The 20,267-nt window shown below is 73.0% G+C and carries 19 protein-coding genes; 3 read left to right on the top strand and 16 right to left on the bottom strand.

Annotation, left to right across the window (positions count from 1 at the left end; translation table 11 throughout):
• Position 1 precedes the first annotated feature (1 nt).
• The 7 genes from E1262_RS12005 to hisH form a co-directional block, all read right to left on the bottom strand.
• The gene (locus E1262_RS12005; RefSeq protein ID WP_132103375.1) at positions 2-1,798 is read right to left on the bottom strand and encodes an ABC transporter ATP-binding protein; all 1,797 of its coding nucleotides are present in this window, start codon (positions 1,796-1,798) and stop codon (positions 2-4) included.
• Positions 1,795-3,546, bottom strand: a complete 1,752-nt coding sequence (locus tag E1262_RS12000) for an ABC transporter ATP-binding protein (protein WP_132103374.1) — start codon at positions 3,544-3,546, stop codon at positions 1,795-1,797. The genes E1262_RS12005 and E1262_RS12000 overlap by 4 nt, the downstream gene beginning before the upstream one ends.
• Positions 3,547-4,095: 549 nt before the next feature.
• On the bottom strand, positions 4,096-5,415 hold the full coding sequence (locus E1262_RS11995) for a choice-of-anchor L domain-containing protein (protein WP_132103373.1): 1,320 nt from the start codon (positions 5,413-5,415) through the stop codon (positions 4,096-4,098).
• A gap of 151 nt (positions 5,416-5,566) precedes the next feature.
• Positions 5,567-6,328, bottom strand: coding sequence for an imidazole glycerol phosphate synthase subunit HisF (hisF, locus tag E1262_RS11990; RefSeq protein WP_132103372.1), 762 nt, complete (start codon positions 6,326-6,328; stop codon positions 5,567-5,569).
• Positions 6,325-7,089, bottom strand: coding sequence for a bifunctional 1-(5-phosphoribosyl)-5-((5-phosphoribosylamino)methylideneamino)imidazole-4-carboxamide isomerase/phosphoribosylanthranilate isomerase PriA (gene priA / locus E1262_RS11985; protein WP_132103371.1), 765 nt, complete (start codon positions 7,087-7,089; stop codon positions 6,325-6,327). The genes hisF and priA overlap by 4 nt, the downstream gene beginning before the upstream one ends.
• Positions 7,089-7,829: a class I SAM-dependent methyltransferase gene (locus tag E1262_RS11980; RefSeq protein WP_132103370.1), complete on the bottom strand. Its 741-nt coding sequence runs from the start codon at positions 7,827-7,829 to the stop codon at positions 7,089-7,091. Before E1262_RS11980 ends, priA begins: the two co-directional genes overlap by 1 nt.
• 2 nt (positions 7,830-7,831) lie before the next feature.
• Positions 7,832-8,539, bottom strand: coding sequence for an imidazole glycerol phosphate synthase subunit HisH (gene hisH, locus E1262_RS11975; RefSeq protein WP_132103369.1), 708 nt, complete (start codon positions 8,537-8,539; stop codon positions 7,832-7,834).
• 29 nt (positions 8,540-8,568) lie between these two features.
• Here hisH and E1262_RS11970 point away from each other — a divergent pair, with 29 nt between their 5' ends.
• The gene (locus E1262_RS11970) at positions 8,569-9,753 is read left to right on the top strand and encodes an alpha/beta hydrolase (RefSeq protein WP_132103368.1); all 1,185 of its coding nucleotides are present in this window, start codon (positions 8,569-8,571) and stop codon (positions 9,751-9,753) included.
• Positions 9,754-9,818: 65 nt separating this feature from the next.
• Here the strand turns inward: E1262_RS11970 and hisB are convergent, their stop codons facing one another.
• From hisB to E1262_RS11945, 5 genes are all read right to left on the bottom strand, one after another.
• Positions 9,819-10,418: an imidazoleglycerol-phosphate dehydratase HisB gene (gene hisB, locus E1262_RS11965; RefSeq protein WP_132103367.1), complete on the bottom strand. Its 600-nt coding sequence runs from the start codon at positions 10,416-10,418 to the stop codon at positions 9,819-9,821.
• The gene (locus tag E1262_RS11960) at positions 10,415-11,506 is read right to left on the bottom strand and encodes a histidinol-phosphate transaminase (protein WP_132103366.1); all 1,092 of its coding nucleotides are present in this window, start codon (positions 11,504-11,506) and stop codon (positions 10,415-10,417) included. Before E1262_RS11960 ends, hisB begins: the two co-directional genes overlap by 4 nt.
• On the bottom strand, positions 11,503-12,825 hold the full coding sequence (gene hisD, locus E1262_RS11955; protein WP_132103365.1) for a histidinol dehydrogenase: 1,323 nt from the start codon (positions 12,823-12,825) through the stop codon (positions 11,503-11,505). The genes E1262_RS11960 and hisD overlap by 4 nt, the downstream gene beginning before the upstream one ends.
• An 83-nt stretch (positions 12,826-12,908) precedes the next feature.
• The gene (locus tag E1262_RS11950; protein ID WP_132103364.1) at positions 12,909-13,502 is read right to left on the bottom strand and encodes a SanA/YdcF family protein; all 594 of its coding nucleotides are present in this window, start codon (positions 13,500-13,502) and stop codon (positions 12,909-12,911) included.
• Positions 13,499-14,062 (bottom strand): TetR/AcrR family transcriptional regulator, encoded by a 564-nt coding sequence (locus E1262_RS11945; RefSeq protein WP_132103363.1) that lies wholly within the window; start codon positions 14,060-14,062, stop codon positions 13,499-13,501. The genes E1262_RS11950 and E1262_RS11945 overlap by 4 nt, the downstream gene beginning before the upstream one ends.
• 487 nt (positions 14,063-14,549) lie before the next feature.
• On the opposite strand from E1262_RS11945, the gene E1262_RS11940 reads away from it, so the two are divergent.
• Positions 14,550-14,840 carry a hypothetical protein gene (locus E1262_RS11940; protein ID WP_132103362.1) on the top strand — a complete coding sequence of 97 codons (291 nt, stop codon included), beginning with the start codon at positions 14,550-14,552 and terminating at the stop codon, positions 14,838-14,840.
• Entirely contained in the window at positions 14,837-15,274 is a 438-nt protein-coding gene (locus E1262_RS11935; protein ID WP_132103361.1) for a TA system VapC family ribonuclease toxin, read from the top strand. Before E1262_RS11940 ends, E1262_RS11935 begins: the two co-directional genes overlap by 4 nt.
• A gap of 80 nt (positions 15,275-15,354) precedes the next feature.
• Here the strand turns inward: E1262_RS11935 and E1262_RS11930 are convergent, their stop codons facing one another.
• The 4 genes from E1262_RS11930 to E1262_RS11915 form a co-directional block, all read right to left on the bottom strand.
• On the bottom strand, positions 15,355-16,302 hold the full coding sequence (locus E1262_RS11930; protein ID WP_132103360.1) for a sugar kinase: 948 nt from the start codon (positions 16,300-16,302) through the stop codon (positions 15,355-15,357).
• Positions 16,299-16,949 carry a bifunctional 4-hydroxy-2-oxoglutarate aldolase/2-dehydro-3-deoxy-phosphogluconate aldolase gene (locus E1262_RS11925; protein ID WP_132103359.1) on the bottom strand — a complete coding sequence of 217 codons (651 nt, stop codon included), beginning with the start codon at positions 16,947-16,949 and terminating at the stop codon, positions 16,299-16,301. The genes E1262_RS11930 and E1262_RS11925 overlap by 4 nt, the downstream gene beginning before the upstream one ends.
• Positions 16,946-17,725 carry an IclR family transcriptional regulator gene (locus tag E1262_RS11920; RefSeq protein WP_132103358.1) on the bottom strand — a complete coding sequence of 260 codons (780 nt, stop codon included), beginning with the start codon at positions 17,723-17,725 and terminating at the stop codon, positions 16,946-16,948. The genes E1262_RS11925 and E1262_RS11920 overlap by 4 nt, the downstream gene beginning before the upstream one ends.
• A 70-nt stretch (positions 17,726-17,795) precedes the next feature.
• Positions 17,796-20,057 carry an alpha-L-fucosidase gene (locus E1262_RS11915; protein WP_162605877.1) on the bottom strand — a complete coding sequence of 754 codons (2,262 nt, stop codon included), beginning with the start codon at positions 20,055-20,057 and terminating at the stop codon, positions 17,796-17,798.
• Positions 20,058-20,267: the final 210 nt, after the last annotated feature.

Genomic DNA, 20,267 nt, shown 5'->3' with positions numbered 1-20,267 from the left:
GTCAGCGCGACTGGCTGATCCAGGCCGCGTGCAGGGCGGCGTAGACGCCGCCCTTCTCGACCAGCTCCGCATGCGGCCCTGACTCCACCAGCCGGCCGCGATCGAACACGAACACCTCGTCGGCGGCCTCGGCGGTGGACAACCGGTGCGCGATGGTCACCGACGTCCGGCCGCGGGAGATGCCCTCGAGCGCCCGCGCCAGCCGCACCTCGGTGGCAGGGTCGACGGCGCTGGTGGCCTCGTCGAGGACCAGCAGGTCGGGGTCGGCGAGATAGGCCCGGGCCAGCGCCACCAGCTGCCGCTCCCCCGCCGACAGCGACTCGCCGCGCTGTCCGACCGGCGTCTCCAGCCCGTACGGCAGCGAGTCCAGCCACTCCCCCAGCCCCAGCTCGGTGACGGCGAGCAGCAGCTCCTCGTCGGTCGCCTCGGGCTTGCCGTAGCGCAGGTTGGCCGCGAGGGTGTCGTCGAACAGGAACCCCTCCTGCGGCACCATGACCACCCGCTCGCGCAGCGACGCGAACCGCACATCGCGCAGGTCCGCGCCGTCGACCAGGACCCGGCCGCGGACCGGGTCCATCAGCCGGGTGAGCAGCTTGGCGAACGTCGTCTTGCCGGAGCCCGTCTCGCCCACCACCGCGACCCGGGTGTGCCGGGCGATCGCGACGTCGACCTCGTGCAGCACCGTCGGCCCGTTCGGGTAGGCGTAGGACACGCACTCGAAGCGCACGTCGATGGGGCCGCGGGGCAGCCGGACGCCGTTCTCGCCCGGGTCGGCGACGTCGGCCGGGGTGTCGAGGATGCCGAGCACCCGTCGCCAGCCGGCGATGGCGTTCTGCGCCTCGCTGAGCACCTCGGTGCCCACCTGGACCGGCGCCACGAACAGCGTGACGAGGAACAGGAACGCCAGCATCCGGCCGAGCGTGATGTCGCCGGCCACGCCGAGCAGCACGCCGACCACGACGATGGCGGCGTTGGCCAGCCCGGCCACCACCTCGCCGGTGGAGAACGCCGTGGCCGCGAGCCGCTGCGCCCGGCTGGCCGAGACGCGGTGCGCCTCGACGGCGTCGTCGATGCGCTGCTGGGTGCGGCCCTCGACGGCGTACGCCCGGACCGCCTGGGCGCCGACGACGGACTCGGAGATGGCGCCGAGCATGCCGCCGACCCGCTCGCGCACCACCATGTAGGCGGCGGAGAGCATGCGCTGGAACGTCCGCAGCGCCAGGAACAGCGGCAGGAAGCAGACCCAGACCAGCAGCGTCAGCTGCCACGAGTACACCGCCATGACGACGGTCGCGATGATCAGCTGGCCGATGCTGACCAGCATGATCAGCCCGCCCCACTGGACGAACTGGGAGATGGTGTCGACGTCGCTGGTGACCCGGGAGACCAGCGAGCCGCGCCGCTCGGTGTCCTGGGTCAGCACGGAGAGGTCGTGCACGTGCCGGAACGCCTTGGTACGCAGAGTGGCGAGGCCGGCCTCGCTGGCCCGGAAGATGCGCCGGTTCATCAGGTACGCGGCGACGACGGTGACGACGACGCCGGCGGCGGCCAGCCCGACCATCCAGCGGATGTAGCCGAGGTCGGCGCCGCCGGTGGCGTTCAGGCCGCCGTCGATCGTCTGCTGGACGGTGATCGGCACGACGACGCGCCCGGCGGTGGCGACGAGCGCGAGCAGCAGCGTCGCCGTCAGCCCCTGGGTGATCTCCGGCGACAGCGCCAGGCCACGCCGGAATGTCGCCCAGGCGGAGCCGGAGCGTACGTCGCCCAGGCGCGATCCTGGGCTTGCTGCTGGGCTCATGACCGGTTCTCCTGGTCGGTGCGGGCCATGGCCCGCTCGGCGGCGTCGCGTTCGTAGGCGGTGATGAGGTCGCGGTAGCCGGGCGAGGTGGTCAACAGCTCCGTGTGGGTGCCGCGCGCGGACACCCTGCCGTCCTCGACGTAGACGACCTCGTCGGCCAGCGCGATGGTGGCCCGCCGGTACGCGACCACGACGACGGTGGACGGCAGCGCGGCGTCGCGCAGCCCGGCCAGGATGCGCCGCTCGACCTCGGGGTCTACCGCGCTGGTGGCGTCGTCGAGGACGAGCAGCCGCGGCTTGCGGACCAGCGCGCGGGCCAGCGCCAGCCGCTGCCGCTGCCCGCCGGAAAGGGTGGCGCCGCGCTCGCCGATGCGGGCGTCCAGCTCGCCGTCGAGCTCGTGCACGAAGCGGTCGCCCTGGGCCAGCCGCAGCGCAGCCCAGACGTCGTCGTCAGGCGCCGGAAGGCCGAGGGTGACGTTGTCGCGGACGCTGTCCTCGAAGATGAACGGCTGCTGGAACACCAGCGACACCGCGCCGGCGACCTGGCCCGGCTCCAGCTGCCGCAGGTCGGTGCCGTCGAGCAGCACCGCCCCGCTGACCGGGTCGACCAGCCGGACCAGCAGGCTGGCCAGCGTCGACTTGCCCGACCCGGTGGAGCCGACGACGGCGACCGTGCGACCCGGCTCGACGTCGAGGTGGACGCCGTCGAGCACCGGCGTGCCCTCGACGTAGGAGTAGCCGACGTCGTCGAGGCCGAGGTGCGCCGCGCCGTCGCCGGACGCCGTCAGCCGGGCCGTGCCGTGCGGTAGTGCGCCGGTGGCGTCGAGCACCGCCTGCACCCGCCGCCAGCCGACGGTGGCCCGCGGCAGTTCGCCCAGCACGAAGCCGATGGCGCGGATCGGGAACGCGGTGATGGTGAGCAGGTAGGCGACCTGGACGAGCGTACCGGCCGGCAGCGAGCCGTCGGCCACCCGGACCGAGCCGATGATCAGCACCGCCAGCACGCCGAGGTTCGGCAGCGCGTCGAGCATGGGGTCGAAGGCGCCGCGGACCCGGCCGACCGCGGCGTTGGCGTCGCGCAACTGGCCGGCGACCTTGCCGAACCGGAGGGTCTCGGCGGCCTCACGGCCCAGCGCCTTGACCACCGTGGCGCCGTCGAACGACTCGTGCGCCACACCCGACAGCTCCGCGCGCAGCGCCTGCGCGCGGGTGGCCAGCGGCGACAGCCGGCGCTGGTAGACGAAGTTGAGCAGCAGGATGGCCGGGAACAGCAGCGCGCCGACGAGCGCCAGCCAGGGGTCGGCCAGGAACATCGACACCAGCGCGAACACCAGCATGACGACGACGCCGAGCGCGAACGGCAGCGGCGCGATGGGCCAGAACGACGCCTCGACGTCGGCGTTCGCGTTGGACAGCAGCTTGCCGGTGGAGTGCTGGTGGTGCCACGACAGCGGCAGCCGCAGGTATTGGCGGCTGACGGCGCGCCGGTACCGCGCGTTCAGGCGGTACTGGCCGAGCCCGGCGAAGTATCGGCGCACCACGATGCCGGCGGCCTTGACCAGCGACGTCACCATGATCGCCAGCGCCGCCAGGGCCAGCGCGCCGGTCGTGGTCTCGCCGTCGCGGAACGCCGGCACCACGACGCGGTCGGTGACCCGCCCGATGACCTCGGCCGCCGCGACCGTCGCGAACCCGTACACCGCGCTGCCGGCGACGGCGATGCCGAGGATGACCGGTTCGTCGCGCATGGCCCGGACGAGGATCCGGAGCCCTTCGCGCAAGGTCGCCTGCCGCTCGTCCCTCACATCACTCGCTCTCTGCGCTCATGCTCCGTCCCCGGACAGAGCGCAGGCGTGCTCGACCGCTCGCGCGAAATCCGTGGGGTGCCCGGCTTTGTACGGTACCAACTGCCGCCGACACACCTGTAATCGGTTTCCCGCCGGCCCACGCCCCTCGCTGGAAGTGAGGCTCTCCTGCAGCTTCCGTCGGTGCGTTGCCTGGCGAGGAGTCGGCGTGACCTCAGCCACGCGCCCGGATGACACCTCACCCGCGTGAGGGCCGCGACGGGGACCCGTAGGCACGCCACGTGGCGTTTCAGGCGGGTGAGGTGTTTGCGCGGCAGGTGACGACCCGGCCGATGCCGGGAAACCGGCGGTTACCCACCCCACCGGCGGACGCCGGTCCGATCCCGGTGGTTGTCGGGCGGTCTCGCGGGCATCCGCCGGTTCCGCGGGTACCACCGGCGCTGCCCGCCTCACCACGTGGGCGGGGCGGGCAGCGACAGTGAGACGGCGGCGTCAGGCCGTGGTACGGCGGGCGCGCAGCAGGAACGCGAGCCCGGCGATGCCCAGCAGGGCGGCCGCGGCCAGCGGCAGGCTCGGGCCGGAGCCGGTGTCGGGCAGCGGCTCGCCGGTCTCGCTCGGCGACGGCGACGGCGACGGCGTGGCCGTCTCCGTCGAGGTCGGGGTCGGCGTCGGCGTCGGCGTGGGTTCCTCGACGACGCTGACGGTCACCGTGGCCGGCTCGGAGGCCGCGGTGCCGTCGGAGACGGTGAACGTGAACGCATCGTCGCCGGTGTAGTCCTCGGCCGGGGTGTAGGTGAGGTCGGGCGCCTCGCCGCTCAGTGTGCCGTGCTCCGGCGGGGAGGCCAGCTCGTACGTCAGCTCGTCGCCGTCCTCGTCGGTGCCGGTCAGCGTGATGTCGACGGGCGCGTCGACGTAGGTCTCGACGGCCTGGTCGTCGGCGACCGGCGGGTGGTTGGCCTCGAACGTCCCGGCCGCGATGACGACGGTGGAGTCCAGCTGCTCGTCGGACGCATCGGCGATGGCCAGCTTGATGTGGTTGGTCTTCCCCGCCACGACGTCGGCGGCGCAGGTGAGCACCGCCGTGAAGCCGTCCAGTTCGGTGGCGTGGGCCGCCTCGCCCTCGCTGTCGAGCTCGTTGTTCACGAACAGCTCCGCGTAGCTGGCGGCGTTGATCGTGTTGATCGAGATCGGCTGGGCGTCCTCGCCCACGACCGCGCAGTTCTCGCCGTTGACGAAGAACGCGAACACGTCGTTGAACACGTCGTCGACGTACTCGTTGTATTCCTCGGAGCCGAAGACGAACTCGAACCGGATCTGCTCGGTCTCCGGGACGAAGTCGAACTCCAGCACGGCGGCGTCGTAGGTCGGGAACGCCGCCAGGTCGCCGAGGTCGTCGTCGCCGGGCAAGTGGTGCTCCGTCGTCATGTCGTGGGCGACGTTCGGGCCGAGGATCGAGCTGCGGTCGCCGCCGACCGCGCCGGACGACAGCGCGACGCCGCCGGGGACGCCGAACACGTCGTCGAAGCCACCGGCCAGGCCGGCCGCGAGCGGGCTGCCGGTGTACTGGACGCTGTCGACGGTGACGCCGTCACCGACCAGCGTCTGGACGATCTCTTCGGCGGTCAGGCCGCCCGTGCCGAGGTCGGCGACGGTCTGGTCGCCGACGCCCTCCCCCTTGGCCGACAGCGGCGCCGACCCGCCGCGCGGCGCCGGTTCCTCCGCCGCCAGGGCGGCCGGCACACCGGCGGCGACGATCAGTACGGCGCCCGCGGCCAGCGCGGACGACCTGCGGGCAGATGACAGAGACCTCATTGGTGCCCCCCTCAAGGCATGGCGGCGCCTGGGACGCCGCCAACGAAGAACAGAAAATGTCGTGTCAGAGTCCGCCTCGCGGCGGACCGCGCCAGCCTAGCGGCATCGGCGCCGCTTCTGGCGATTCGACCCGCTCGATGTCGATTGCGCCCTAGCGGACGGTATGACCGGATTCCGCGAGCGCCGTCTTGACCTCGCCGATGTGCAGCTCGCCGAAGTGGAAGACGCTGGCCGCGAGGACGGCGTCGGCTCCGGCGCCGACGGCGGGCGCGAAGTCGGCCAGGGCGCCCGCGCCGCCGCTGGCGATCACCGGCACGTCGACGGCGGCGCGCACCGCGCGCAGCAGCTCCAGGTCGTAGCCGTCCTTGGTGCCGTCGGCGTCCACCGAGTTCAGCAGGATCTCGCCGGCCCCCAGATCGGCCGCCGTCGCCGCCCAGCCGACGGCGTCGATGCCGGTGCCGCGGCGGCCGCCGTGGGTGGTGACCTCGAACCCGGACGCGGTGCCGCCGCCGCGACGCGCGTCGACCGACAGCACCAGCACCTGGTTGCCGAACCGCTGCGCGATCTCAGCGACCAGCTCCGGCCGGGCCACGGCGGCGGTGTTGACGCCGACCTTGTCCGCGCCGGCGCGCAGCAGGCGGTCGACGTCGTCGACGGAGCGGACGCCGCCGCCGACGGTCAGCGGGATGAACACCTGCTCGGCCGTGCGCGAGACGACGTCGTACGTGGTGGACCGGTCGTCCGAGGACGCGGTGATGTCGAGGAACACCAGCTCGTCGGCGCCCTCGGCGCCGTAGGCGGCGGCCAGCTCGACCGGGTCGCCGGCGTCGCGCAGGTCGGTGAAGCGCACGCCCTTCACCACGCGGCCGGCGTCGACGTCCAGGCAGGGGATGACGCGGACGGCCACGCTCACCGGTCACTCCCGGCCTCAGCTGAGAAGCGTGCTTCGGCCGACGTCGCCACCTTCAGCGCCTCCTCCAGCGTGAACTGGCCCGCGTACAGCGCCTTGCCGATGATCGCGCCCTCGACGCCCACCGGGACGAGCGAGCGCAGCGCCGCCACGTCGTCCAGGCTGGACACGCCGCCCGAGGCCACCACTGGCTTGGACGTCCGCGCGCAGACCTCGCGGAGCAGGTCGAGGTTGGGGCCGCGCAGCGTGCCGTCCTTGGTGACGTCGGTGACGACGTACCGGGCGCAGCCGTCGCGGTCCAGCCGCTCCAGCACCTCCCACAGGTCGCCACCCTCGCGGGTCCAGCCGCGAGCGGCCAGCGTGGTGCCGCGCACATCCAGCCCGACGGCCACGCGGTCGCCGTGGCGGGCGATGGCCGACGCCGTCCACTCAGGGTCCTCCAGTGCGGCGGTGCCCAGGTTGACCCGCCGGCAGCCGGTCGCGAGCGCGGCGGCGAGCGACTCGTCGTCGCGGATGCCGCCGGAGAGCTCGACGTCGACGTCCAGCCGGCCGACGACCTCGGCCAGCAGCTCGCGGTTCGACCCGCGCCCGAAGGCGGCGTCGAGGTCGACCAGGTGCACCCACGGGGCGCCGGCACTCTGCCAGGCCAGCGCCGCCTCCAGCGGGTCGCCGTAGGACGTCTCGGACCCGGCCTCGCCCTGGACCAGGCGCACGGCCTGGCCGTCGGCGACGTCGACGGCCGGCAGCAGCTCGAGGACCGGCATCAGAGCTTCACCGCCCGGAACCGGAGCCGGCGGTAGTCGGCCCACCAGGCGTCGTCGTGCCACAGCGACGGCCGCGCGATCTCCTCGGCGCGCGCCAGCACCTCGGCGGGCAGCGCCTCGACCTGCGCCGACGCGAACATCTCCAGCCACCTCGTCATGCCGTCCGGGCCGGTCAGCTTGGTCGGCCGGTCGTAGAAGTCGAGCTGGCGGATCTCCAGCCCGGCGTCCTCGAGCATGGCGGCGTACTCGGCCGGGGAGTTGAAGAACCACGGCCACGTGCGGTCGGGCAGCCCGGCCTCGCGGCAGGCGCGGTCGACGGCGGCGGTGATGGAGGCGACGTTGCCGGTGGCGCCCATCTCGGCGACGAACCGGCCGCCCTCGCGCAGCGCGTCGGACACGCACCCCAGCACCTCGACCTGCGCCGGCATCCAGTGCAGCGCGGCGTTGGAGATGACCGCGTCGACCGGCTGCTCGACGGTGAAGTCGTGCGCGTCGGCGACCCGCAGCTCGGCGCCGTCGCCCAGCCGCTCGCGGGCGGCCTCGATCATCGCCGGGTCGGCGTCCAGGCCGATGACCCGCGCGCCGGCGTCGATCAGCCGCTGCGTCAGCTCACCGGTGCCGCAGCCGAGGTCGAGGATGGACTCGCCGGGCTGCGGTTTGAGCCAGTCGAGCAGCTCCGCACCGTAGGCGGCCACGAACGCGAAGTCCCGGTCGTAGGCCCGTGCGTCCCAGTTGGTCACGGTCACAGACTCCTCACCCAGTTCTCGAGTAGCTGCAGCCCACCCTCACCCGACTTCTCCGGGTGGAACTGCGTCGCCGACAGCGGCCCGTTCTCGACGGCGGCCACGAACGTGTCGCCGCCGTGCCCCGACGTCGTCACCAGCGGAGCCTTCAGCCGCTGTGGCGGCGGCATCACCCACTGACGGAGACCGTACGAGTGCACGAAGTAGAACCGTTCCTTCTCCACGCCATCGAACAGCACCGACCCGGCCGGCACGTCGACGGTGTTCCAGCCCATGTGCGGCAGCGGCGACGCGTGCAGCCGCTCGACGGTGCCGGGCCACTCCCCCATGCCCTCGGTCTCGACGCCGTGCTCGACGCCGCGCTCGAACAGGATCTGCATGCCGACGCAGATGCCCAGCACCGGCCGGCCGCCGGCCAGCCGGCGCCCGACGACCTCGTGCCCGCGGACGGCGCGCAGGCCGGCCATGCAGGCGGCGAACGCGCCGACGCCGGGCACGACCAGGCCGTCCGCCTCGGCGGCCGCCTGACGGTCGGCGGTCAGCGTGACCGTCGCGCCGACCTTCTCCAGCGCGCGGGTCGCCGACCGGACGTTGCCGGAGCCGTAGTCGAGCACGACGACAGACCGATGAGCGGCAGCCCGATTGGAGGCACCGCGCTCGGGGGCGCCAGGCTTGGAGGCACCGTGGTTGGGTTGCACGTCACTCATCGTCCACCTCGGCGTGTCACACTGCCAGCGTGACCCTCGACGATCGTGCCGGCGCCACGCTCGGACGGCGCTGGCCGCTGCGCGTGGCCGTGGGTTCCGCGGCGGTCGCGGTGGCCGGCCTGGCGACGACCGGCGCGGGCGGCTGGTACTACGCCGACGAGCTGCTGCAGGTGCGCCCCGAACCGCCCGACTATCCCGTCGAGATCGTGGCGGTGGTCGGCAGCACGGTCACGTTGTCCGGGCCGGGCGCCGACGAACCCGGCGTCGTCGGCCTGGAATGGCCCGGCGGGTTCGCGCGGGTCGGCCGCGACATCGACGTGGCCGGCGAGTACGTCCTGCGCAGCATCGAGCCCTACCCGCAGCTGCCCGCCGTCGGGACGCAGGTCCGGGTCGCCTACTACGCCGCGCCGAACGCCCTGCGCGACCTGTCCCGCGTCGCCGGCGTCTCCGCGCGGCGCGTCGAGTTCGACGGCCCGCTCGGCCGCTACCCGGCCACGTACGTCCCGGCCGACGGCGACCGCTGGCTCATCCACGTGCACGGCCGCGGCGCCACCCGGGCTCAGGCGTATCGGCTGGTTCCCACGGTGCACCGGCTCGGGCTGCCGCAGCTGTCCATCGCCTACCGCAACGACGACGGCGCGCCCGAGGGGCCGCACCGCGAGTACGGCCTGGGCTGGACGGAGTCCGAGGACCTCGCCGCGGCCCTCGACTGGGCCCGCGAGAACGGCGCCCGCGAGTTCGTCCTGACCGGTTACTCGATGGGCGGCGCGATCGTCGGCAACCACCTGCGCGTCGCCGGGTCCGACGGCGTCGCCGGCGTCATCTACGACTCCCCGGCTCTGTCGTGGCCGGACATCCTCGCCTACCAGGCGCGGCTGCGCGGGATCCCGGCGTTCGGCGCCACCGTCGCAGGGTCGGTCGTGCGGGCGCGCACCGGCATCAACGTCTGGGCCATGGACCAGGTCGCGCATGCCGACCGGCTGGACGTCCCGGTGCTGCTGGTCCACGGATCGGGCGACACCACCGTCCCGGTGACGTCGTCGGACCGGTTCGCCGAGGCCCGGCCCGACCTCGTCACGTACCTGCGCACCGAGGCCGAGCACGTCCGCAACTGGAACCTCGACCCGGCCGGTTACGAGGCCGCGGTGACGGCGTTCCTGACCGGCCTGGCCACGCGGACGGACGAGGGCGCCGCCGTCGCGCACGAGGTCTAGCCCCCGGCCGACCGCGAGGTCCCAGACGGCGGCGAGCCCCACGAGGGAAAAGGGGAACAGCGCCGTCACAGCGCGCCCTTCGTCGACGGCACGCCGCGCTCGCGCGGGTCGATGGCGACGGCGGTGCGCAGCGCTCGGGCGACGGCCTTGAACTGGGCCTCGGCGATGTGGTGCGGGTCGCGGCCGCCGAGCACCCGCACATGCATCGTCAGGCCGCCGTGGTGGGCCAGGCTCTCCAGGACGTGCGCCGTCAGCGACCCGGTGAAGTGGCCGCCGATCAGCACGTACTCCTGACCGGCCGGCTCGCCGGTGTGCACGAAGTACGGCCGCCCGGACACGTCGACGACGGCGTGCGCCAGCGCCTCGTCGAGCGGGACGGTGGCCTCGCCGTAGCGGACGATGCCGACCTTGTCGCCGAGCGCCTCACGCAGCGCCTGGCCGATGACGATCGCGGTGTCCTCGACGGTGTGGTGGACGTCGATGTGGGTGTCGCCCTCGGAGCGGACGGTGAGGTCGATGAGCGAGTGCCGGGCCAGCGCCGTCAGCATGTGGTCGTAGAACGGCACAGTGGTGGCGATGTCGTGCCGGCCCTCGCCGTCGAGGTTCAGCTCGACGCTGACCTTGCTCTCGCTGGTCGCGCGCTCGACCTTGGCGGTGCGGCTCATCCCGTTCCCTCCCGCAGTACGTCGCTCAGGGCGACCTTGAACGCCGTCGTCTCCTCCGGGGTCCCGACGGAGACCCGCAGCCAGCCGTCGGGGCCGGTCTCGCGGATCAGCACCCCGTGGTCGAGCAGGCCCTGCCAGACGGCGTGCCGGTCGGCGAACCGGCCGAAGAGCACGAAGTTCGCGTCGGACTCGGCGGCCTCGAGACCCTGGTCGCGCAGCCAGGCGGCCAGGGCGTCGCGCTCGTCGCGCAGCTGGGCGACCCGGGCCTGGAGCTCGGCTGCGTGCTCGAGCGCGACGACGGCGACGGCCTGCGTGACGGCGGACAGGTGGTACGGCAGCCGGACGACCCGCAGCACGTCGATGATCGCCGTGCTGGCCACGGTGTAGCCGAGGCGGGCGCCGGCGAACGCGAACGCCTTGCTCATCGTCCGCGTGACGATCAGCCGCGGGTGGGTGCCGAGCAGGCTGAGCGCGCTCGGGACGCCGTCGCGGCGGAACTCCGCGTACGCCTCGTCGACCACGACGACGCCGTCGGTGGCCTCGTGCAGCGTGCTGACCAGATCGAGCCGGACGGCGGTGCCGGTGGGGTTGTTCGGCGACGCGATGAAGACGACAGTCGGCTGGTGCTCGGCGACGGCTTTCAGCGCGGTGTCCGGGTCGATGCCGAAGTCGGCTTCTCGCTGTGCCGTCACCCAATGCGTCGAGGTGTCGCGGGCGTACTCGGGGTACATCGAATAGGTCGGTGCGAAGCTGAGCGCCGTCCGTCCCGGGCCGCCGAAGGCCTGCAGGATCTGCAGCATGACCTCGTTGGAGCCGTTGGCCGCCCACACCTGGCTCGTCTCCAGCGTGACGCCGGCCTCGCGCTCCAGGTAGGCCGCGAGCCGCTCGCGCAGCGTCGTCGCCTCGCGGTCGGGGTAGCGGTTGAGGTTGCGGACGGCGTGCGCGACGGCGCGGGCGGCGTCGGCGACCAGCTGCTCCGACGGCGGGAACGGGTTCTCGTTGACGTTCAGGCAGACCGGCACGTCGAGCTGCGGCGCGCCGTACGGCTCGACGCCGCGCAGCTCGTCGCGGATCGGGAGGTCGGTCATGGCGCGTCGCCGTTCTCGAACCGCGCCGTGATCGCCTCGCCGTGCGCCGGCAGATCCTCCGCGGTGGCGAGGGCGCGGACGTCGTCGGCGATGTCGCGCAGGGCCTGTTCGTCGTAGTGCACGACGTGGACGCCGCGCAGGAACGTCTGCACCGACAGGCCGGACGAGTGCCGCGCGCTGCCGCCGGTGGGCAGTACGTGGTTGGAGCCGGCGGCGTAGTCGCCCAGGCTGACCGGTGACCAGGGGCCGACGAAGACGGCGCCGGCGTGCTTGACCCTGGCGGCTGTTGCCGCCGCGTCGCGAGTCTGGATCTCCAGGTGTTCCGCCGCGTAGGCGTCGACTATGGCCAGGCCCTGGTCGAGGTCGTCGACGAGGACGATGCCGGACTGCTCGCCGCTGAGCGCCGTCCGCACCCGCTCGTCGTGCTTGGTGGCCTTGGTGCGCAGGTCCAGCTCCGCCGTGACGGCGTCGGCCAGCTGCTCGCTGTCGGTGACCAGCACCGACGCGGCGAGCGGGTCGTGCTCGGCCTGGCTGATGAGGTCGGCGGCGACGTGCCGGGGGTCGGCGGTGTCGTCGGCGAGCACCGCGATCTCCGTCGGCCCCGCCTCCGCGTCGATGCCGACGACGCCGCGCAGCAGCCGCTTCGCCGCCGCGACGTAGACGTTGCCCGGGCCGGTGACGAGGTCGACCGGAGCGCAGACGCCGGCGATGCCGTACGCGAACATCGCCAGCGCTTGGGCGCCGCCGACCGCGTACACCTCCGTCACGCCCAGCAGCGCGCAGGCGGCCAGGATGGTCGGGTGCGGCAGGCCGCCGGTGTTCTTCTGCGGCGGGCTCGCGACGGCGAGGCTGCCGACACCGGCCACCTGCGCTGGGACGACGTTCATGACCACGCTGCTCGGGTAGACCGCCAGGCCGCCGGGGACATAGAGGCCGACGCGCTCGACCGGGATCCAGCGCTCGGTGACGGTGCCGCCGGGGACCACCGTGGTGGATGTGTCGGTGCGGCGTTGGTCGCTGTGGACGAGGCGGGCGCGGCGGATGGACTCCTCGAGCGCTGCCTTGACGCGAGGGTCGAGGCCGGCGAGGGCGTCGTCGAGCGCTTCTTGCGGGACGCGCACGTCCTGCAGCTCGACCCCGTCGAACCGGGCCGTCAGCTCCCTGACGGCCGCCAGCCCACGATGCCGCACGTCCTCGCAGATCGGCCGGACGGCGTCGAGCGCTGCCTCGACGTCGATCGGGGCGCGTGGGACGAGCGTGCGGTAGTCGAGGCTCTCGCCGGCGGCGAGCCTCCCCCGCAGGTCGATGCGGCGTATCACTCACCCGAGTCTATGTGCGCCGTTCACCCCTCGGACGGAATGCCCGTATCGCAAGATGCGTGGCGCGGGGACGCGCACCCCGCCTAATCGAAGAGAGCCCGCACCATCGCCGGCACCGACGCCGCCACCTCACGCAGGTACCCCTGCCGCGTCCCGGGCGGGTTCGCGTCCATCGATTCGTGCGCGACGCCGACCACGTCGAGGCCGCGCGATCGGCACAGCGCCACCGTCCGCGGCAGGTGGAACCGCTGGCTGACCACCAGCAACCGCGACAGCCCGAACTCGTCGCGGGCGCGGACACAGGACGACCAGCTGTCCACGCCCAGCGGGTCCTCGACGATGGCCGCGCCCGGCACGCCGGCCTCCTCCAGGTACCGCCGCATCGCCGCCGGCTCGTCGTAGCCACCAGGCGCCGTCCCGCCGCTCACCAGCAGCGTCCGCGTCCGCCCGAGGTGGTACAGCGCGGCTGCGACGTCCAGCCGCCCGGCCAGCAGCCGCGACGGCCGCCCGTCGGCCCGCAGGCCGGCGCCCATCACCATCGTCACGTCCGTCGACGGCGCGTCGGCCGGGTCGGACAGGATCCGCCCCGCACTCGACCCATACGCCCAAAGCGTGGGCGCGGCCATGGCGACGACGGCGGCAGCGGCGGCTAGCGCGAGCCAGCGCCGGCGGCTCATCCGACCACCGGCTCGAGGTACCCATGCAGGACGGCGCGCAGCTCGCCCACCAGGGCGGCTCGCTCGGCGCCGTCGGCGGCGACGATGAGCGGCATCATCGCCCGGACCAGCTGGATCGCCACCGTCGCCGTCCGCTCGACCACCTCCGGAGCAAGACCCGGCGCCCGTGCCGACAGCAGCGCCGTCACCCGCCCGAGCAGCGCCGCGTGCAGCGGCGCGACCGCGTCGGTGAGCGACGGCGGCAGGTCCGGCCGCGCGAACAGCGCCTTGAACCCGCCGTTGGCCAGGTTGAACTCGACCAGCGGGCCGGTGATCGCGTCGATCAGCTGGTCCAGCGGCAGTGTGGGGAGGTCGGCGCCGTCGAATGCCGCCGTCCGCAGCTCGGCCAGCTGCGCGGCGTACCGCTCGGCCAGCGCGTGGGCGATGTCTTCCTTGTTGGCGAAGAACTGGTAGAGCGAGCCGGGCGAGATGCCGGCGCGGGCGGCGATCGTGTTGGTGCTGACCGCCTCATAGCCGGACTCGGCCAACGCCTCTGCCGCGACCGTGAGGATCTGCTCCATCCGCGCCTCCCCGCGCGCCTGCCGTTTCGCCAACCCCGACTCCCGCGTCGATTCGAGAAACACGAGCTCTAACTCGTATTTTCGCTGACACTACCACAGAGGGAGCTGCGAACCTGCTCGGCCGATACGTCATCCGCGCCCCGTGACGGATGCTGGCCGCTCGTTCGCTGCGTATGGCACCGGTGAGGTGGTGTTCCTGCAGCAAGTTCGGCATCGGCGTGCCTGTTAGCCGCCATTGAAAATGCCGATGATGGCGTCACTGATCACGAGGATCTGGCGGTCACGGGCGAGGTCGTGTGATCGGCGCGGCGACATCGCCGTCGTACGGCGTCGGCCGCCCCCGCGACGCTGGGCCGGCCCGGGCCGGGCACCGATCACAACCGGGCGTGTTGACACCAGCGCCAACTGTTGGCGCTCATGTCAACACCTCCGCGGCCATCACCGGCGCCGGCAGGGACGCGAGCCACCCGCGGCGGGCAGCGCCTGGATGGCCCGCCCGCTGGCGGCCAACCCTGCGCGCGCCGAGTTGATCATGGAGAAGGTCGGGTTTCCCGCGACTCCAAAGGCGACCTTCTCCATGATCAAGCGTGCCGGTCGTCGTCGCAGTGTGCGGCGGCCCCTCGATCGTGAAACCGGCCTGCGCGGCGTGGTCCGCCAGCGCTCCGCCGAGGAGCGGTTCACCCTCGAGGATGCGAGCGTCGAGGGCCACGGGCTGCGACCGGAGTTCCGCGGCGCCGGGTGGGAACAGATCCGCGACACGATCTACACCCAGCCGTGATCGCCGTCGACACCAACATCCTCGTCTATGCCCATCGGCGTGACAGTGAGTTTCACACCGCCGCCGCCGCGAGGATCAAGGAACTCGCCGAAGGACGGACGGCATGGGCCATCCCATGGCCGTGCGTCCACGAATTCTTCGCCATCGCGACGCACCCGAAGATCTACGACCCGCCGAGTACCCGCGAGCAGGCGATCGCGCAGCTGGATGCCTGGCTCGCCGCACCGACGCTGTCACTTCTGGGCGAGACCCGTGGCTACTGGCCCATCCTCAAAGACCTTCTGGCTACGGGCAAGGTCAGCGGCCCCATGGTCAACGACGCCAGGATCGCGGCTCTGTGCGCCGCCCACGGCGTGCGCGAGCTTTGGTCCGCCGATCGCGACTTCGGGCGATTCACGTCGCCCGTGCGGATCCACAACCCGCTGCTGGGCTGATGTCCAGCGGGCCGCACCGCGGCCCGGCCTCCCGGCCCGGCAGGCGCACTCCTACCCCGCCGGGACGGCGACCAACTGGCTCAGCGGTGCACCGACTCGGTGGCCTGCAGGGCGGGCAGGTCGGCCCGGGTCGGAAGGCCCTCCCAGTCGCCGAGGGAGGTGCAGGCGAACGCGCCCGCCGCGACCGCCGTCGCCAGCCGCCGCCGGACCGGCGCGCCCTCCATCAGCTCGGCGAGATAGCCGGCCACGAACGCGTCGCCGGCGCCGACGGTGTCGACCACCCGTACCGGAACGGCCGGCGTGCGCCACAGCTCACCGTCGATCAGCGACACCGCGCCGTCGGCGCCCAGCTTGATGACCACGTGCGCCGGGCCGAGCGCGGCCAGCGCGTAGGCCATGTCCTCCGGGGCGCCCGCGGGCACGATCAGCGATGCTTCCTCCGGGCCGGCGAACAGCACGTCGGCCTGCCGGGCCAGCGGTTCGAGGGCGGCGGCGGCGTCGTCGCGGCTCCACAGGGCCGAGCGGTAGTTGACGTCCAGCGAGACGGTGACGCCGGCCGCTCGGGCGGTGTCGACGGCCAGCTGCACCGCCGATGCCGGGCCGGGGCCGAGCGCCGGGGTGATGCCGGTGACGTGCAGGACGGCGGCCTGCTGGATCGGCTCGAGCGGCAGGTCGAACGCCGTCAGCGCCGACGCGGCGCTGCCGGCCCGGTAGTAGCGGACGCGCGTGTGCAGGCTGTTCGGCCGCTCCTTCACCATCAGCCCGGTGGGCCGGGTGTCGTCGACGGCGGCGATGGCGGTGATCCCCTCGGCGCGCAGCTCGCGCAGCATCAGCTCGCCGAACCCGTCGGCGCCGACCCGGCTGATCCACGTCGCGCGCCGGCCCAGCCGCTGCACGCCGACGGCGACGTTGAACTCGGCGCCGGCAACGGACAGCTGCATCGCGCGGTGGTGCGCCCACCCGCCGGTCTCGGCGGCCGCGACCAGCGCCATCGCCTCGCCGATGGTGACGAGGCCCGCCCGGCTCATGCGCCCGCTCGCGCGTCGCGCACGGCCGCCAGGGCCCGCGCCGCGCGCTCCGCCAGCGCGCCGAGGTCGCCCCCGTCGGCGGCGTCGCCCAGCAGTGGCCCGCCAAGCCCGACGCCGGCCGCGCCGGCCCGGATCCAGTCGCCGATGTTGTCCAGGCTGACGCCGCCGGTCGGCATGACCGCGATGTCCGGGAACGGCCCGCGCAGCGCCGAGATGTAGGACGGCCCGACCGCCGAGCCCGGGAACAGCTTGACCACGGTGGCGCCGGCCCGCCACGCCGTCAGCACCTCCGTCGGCGTGAGCGCGCCCGGGTACGCCGGGATGCCGGCCTCGCGGGCGACGGCCACGACGTCGGGCTCCACCGACGGCGACACGACGAACCCCGCGCCCGCATCGACGACGGCCCGCGCCTGGTCGGCGTCGATGACCGTCCCGGCGCCGACGTCGACGGAGTCGGGCAGTTCCGCGCGGACCGCCTTGATCGCCTCGAGCGCGCCCGGCGAGGTCAGCGTGATCTCCAGGCAGGTGATCCCGGCGTCGACGAGCGTCCGGCTGATCTGGCCGAACCGGTCGGCTGAGCGGGCCCGCAGGATCGCCATGACGCCCGTCTCGCGCAGTTGGGCGCTCGGGGGGATGCGGTCGGTCATCGTGGTTCCTCTCTCAATGGTGGTGCGCCGAGCTGCTCCGAGATCGTCCGGCCGGCGGCGACGACGAGCTCGCCCAGCCGCTCGAACCGGTCGGGGGCGATGCGCGTGGCGAGCCCGGCGACGGAGATGGCGGCGGCGACCGCGCCGTCGTGGCCGAACACCGGCGCGGCGACGCAGCGGATGTCCGGCTCGTTCTCGACGTCGTCGACGGCGTATCCGCGCTCGTGGACGGCGGCCAGCCCGGCCCGGAACGCGGCCGGGTCGGTGACCGTCCGCTCCGTCCGCGGGGTCAGACCGTGCGCGATGACGGCGTCGACGGCCTCCGCCGGCGCGAAGGCGAGGTAGGCGCGGCCGACGCCGGTCGAGTGGGCCGGCTGGCGGGAGCCGACGTAGGAGTTCATCCGCACCCGCCCCGGCCCGTCGATCTTGTCGATGTAGACCATATCGGGCAGGTCGGGCAGCACGAGGTGCACCGACTCCCCCGACTCCGCGACCAGGCGGCGCAGCGCCGGCTGGGCCAGCGCGCGCAGGTCGACGGAGTCGAGGTAGCCGCGGCCCAGCTGCGCGGTCCGCGGGCCGAGCAGGTGCCGGCCGCCCTCGACCCGGACCAGGCCGGCCTCCGCCAGCGGGGCGAGCAAGCGCAGCGCCGAGCTCTTGTGCACCCCGACCGCGGCCGCGAGCTCGGTCAGCGTCGCGCCGCCCGACGCCGTGGCCTCCGCCACCGCGTCGAGCAGCGCGATCCCCCGTCGCAACGACGACGAGTTGTTCCGCTCCACGCCACCTCTCCGGGTTGCAGAGTGCACAACGAGATTGTGCTCGACTACCCGAGTGTAGACGGCCCGCCGTTCAGTGCTCGACGGCGATGGTGACGTATGAGCCGGAACTTCCCGTGGTCGCACCGTTGCCGCCGAGAACGATCCGCTCCCCGGCGTCCACCACCCGGTCGAGCGCGTACAACTGCAACGTCGGCTGACCCGGGTCACCGGCGACAGCGATCTCCTCGCCGGTCGACTCGAACCCGAGCTCCTCGACCCAGCCCGGCCACCAGTCCCCGTTCTCCGGCGCGCCCCGCGGATCCAGGCCGACGTACAGCGTCAGTTCGGTCCGGGCGTCGAGGACCAGGTACTCCGGATCGGTCACCCGCTTGTCGTCGTTCGCGCCGCGGATCAGCGTCGCCCCGCGCAGCGACGCGGGCAGCGCGCTGATGGTGACATCGCGGTCGACGTAGTACTCCGCGCCCTCGACCGCCATGACGGCGGGCCGCAGCTTCTCCGGTGCCACGACGTCGACGACGCTCTCGAAGCCGACCACGACCTTGCCGCCGATCACCTGGCTGAGCCGGCCCGCCGAGGTCTGCGCCGTGACCGTGTACTGATCGGTCGCGGCGTCCAAGGCCGGGGTCACGACGAACTCGGCCGTGCCCGACCCGTCCGGCGGCAGGTCGCCCAGATTCGCCCTGCTCGGCCGCACGGACCAGCCCGCCGGGACGTCGAGCGCCACCCGCACGTCGGACGACGTCCGGCTCCCTGGATTGGTCGCCGTCACGGTCGCCGTGAACGGTTGACCGCGGTCGGCGTCGTCCGGCAGCTCCATCGTGCTGTGGACGGCGTCCTTCACGTCGCCGCTCCCGGGCGTGCTGATCTGGAAGGTGTACGCGTGCCGGCTCGACGTCGCGGCGGCGCCCGCCCCCGGCATGGTCACCGTGACCACCTCGCCGTCGCGCCGCCAGGGCAGCCGTTCTCCGTCCGAGCCGAGCAACGTGACGCTGCTGCCGCGCGCCATCGGGATGTCTCCGGACAGGGTGAGCTCCTCGCCCGGCCACTGCAGTGCCGTGACGTACAGGTCGCCGTCCTTGACGGTGTAGCGCACGGGGACGTTGCTGTTCACGTCGTCGGCATGGTGCCAGTACGTGGAGCCGCGGATCGCCTCACCGTTGACGTCGAGCCAGGCGCCGAGCTCGCGGATCCGGTCGGCCTGGATGTCCGGGATGGTCCCGTCCGCCATCGGGCCGATGTTGAGCAGCAGGTTCCCGTTCTTGCTGACCGTGTCGACGAAGCTGTCGATGAGCTGGTCGGCTGTCAGGTAGACCTCCGGGCCCTCCTCGGCGTTGTACCCGAACGATCTCCCGATGCCCCGGGTGGCCTCCCACGGCTTCGGGTCGATGGCGGGCTGGTTCCGGTACTCGCGGGTGACGAAGTCACGCACCTCGGTGCTGCACCTGTCGTTGACCGCCACCTCCTTGGGGTCGGGCCGGTTCTCGGCCTGGTTGTAGTAGTACGCCATGAGCTCGTGGCTGTTGTGCGCCACGTGTTTGCCGATGTCGCACCAGATGATGTCCGGGTCGAACCGGTCGACCAGCTCGAGCATCTGCGGGTACTGGTGATCCATGACCTCGTCGCCGACCGGTGCGTAGCCCGTGTAGGGCACCGCCTCGCCCGTGTACGGGTTGACCGGGCCTTCGGCGAGGCCGGTGCCGTGCAGCGGGTCCCACCCACCGGCAGGGTGATACCACTCGGCCAGGGAGTAGTACAGACCGGTCTTGAGCGGGTAGTCCTCGGCGGCGGTGAACAGCTCGGCGACGAGATCGCGTTCCGGCCCCAGCGCCACGGTGTCGCGATCGGTCGTGTCGGTGTCCCACAGCGCGACGCCGTCGTGGTGCTTCGACACGAGGACGAAGTACTCCGCCCCGCCCTCGACGAACAGGTCCAGCCACTCACGCGGGTCGAACTCGTCCGGCTGCCACTCCTCGATGAACCGGTCGTACGGGACGTCCTCGCCGTACGTCGCGGCGTGGTGCTCGTAGGTCGGGCTGCCCGGCTGGTTCATCTCGTACCAGTACCACTCCGCGTAGACGTCCGAGCCCGGCCGCGCACCGCCGCCGGGCGGTGCGTACGCGGGCACCGAGTACGGGCCCCAGTGGATGAAGAAGCCCAGCTTGGCATCGGTGAACCAGTCGGGGGTCTCGTGCTGTGACAACGACTGGACGGTGGGTTCGTAGTCGCCGCTCGGCCCGGCGGCCGGCTCCGACCCGGCCGGTCCCGCCGCCCCGAGGACGCTGCCGGCCACCAGGACGCCGGCCACCGCCGAGGCCGCTCTTCGAGTGATCACGTCGCACTCCTCACACTCTGCCGTCACCGGCCCCGCTGGGACGGTGCCGCCTGTGTGCGCATTCGGAAAGCGCTTTCTCGGCATGGCTCAGAAAACCCTCGGCATCCTGAGGTCATGGCGGCGTGCGCGAGACGTTGCGGGCGGAGCCCCGGCCGGGAACCGGTTTCTGATACGTTTCAAGGCAGTAAAGACGAGTCGAACCCGGGTGTC

Origin of the sequence: Jiangella aurantiaca, assembly GCF_004349105.1 — a bacterium.
Lineage (GTDB): Bacteria > Actinomycetota > Actinomycetes > Jiangellales > Jiangellaceae > Jiangella > Jiangella aurantiaca.
The sequence above is the reverse complement of the archived record's forward strand: the minus strand, read 5'-3'. Positions and strand labels throughout refer to the sequence as shown.

What these genes read in the sequence shown, in the direction of transcription:
- E1262_RS11995 (WP_132103373.1), bottom strand. Translation starts at nt 5,415, where the DNA reads ATGAGGTCTCTGTCATCTGCCCGCAGGTCGTCCGCGCTGGCCGCGGGC.
- hisH (WP_132103369.1), bottom strand. Translation starts at nt 8,539, where the DNA reads ATGAGTGACGTGCAACCCAACCACGGTGCCTCCAAGCCTGGCGCCCCC.
- E1262_RS12000 (WP_132103374.1), bottom strand. Translation starts at nt 3,546, where the DNA reads ATGCGCGACGAACCGGTCATCCTCGGCATCGCCGTCGCCGGCAGCGCG.
- E1262_RS11950 (WP_132103364.1), bottom strand. Translation starts at nt 13,502, where the DNA reads ATGAGCCGCCGGCGCTGGCTCGCGCTAGCCGCCGCTGCCGCCGTCGTC.
- E1262_RS11945 (WP_132103363.1), bottom strand. Translation starts at nt 14,062, where the DNA reads ATGGAGCAGATCCTCACGGTCGCGGCAGAGGCGTTGGCCGAGTCCGGC.
- E1262_RS11940 (WP_132103362.1), top strand. Translation starts at nt 14,550, where the DNA reads ATGGCCCGCCCGCTGGCGGCCAACCCTGCGCGCGCCGAGTTGATCATG.
- priA (WP_132103371.1), bottom strand. Translation starts at nt 7,089, where the DNA reads ATGCCGGTCCTCGAGCTGCTGCCGGCCGTCGACGTCGCCGACGGCCAG.
- E1262_RS11960 (WP_132103366.1), bottom strand. Translation starts at nt 11,506, where the DNA reads ATGACCGACCTCCCGATCCGCGACGAGCTGCGCGGCGTCGAGCCGTAC.
- E1262_RS11930 (WP_132103360.1), bottom strand. Translation starts at nt 16,302, where the DNA reads ATGAGCCGGGCGGGCCTCGTCACCATCGGCGAGGCGATGGCGCTGGTC.
- E1262_RS12005 (WP_132103375.1), bottom strand. Translation starts at nt 1,798, where the DNA reads ATGAGCCCAGCAGCAAGCCCAGGATCGCGCCTGGGCGACGTACGCTCC.
- E1262_RS11925 (WP_132103359.1), bottom strand. Translation starts at nt 16,949, where the DNA reads ATGACCGACCGCATCCCCCCGAGCGCCCAACTGCGCGAGACGGGCGTC.
- hisB (WP_132103367.1), bottom strand. Translation starts at nt 10,418, where the DNA reads ATGAGCCGCACCGCCAAGGTCGAGCGCGCGACCAGCGAGAGCAAGGTC.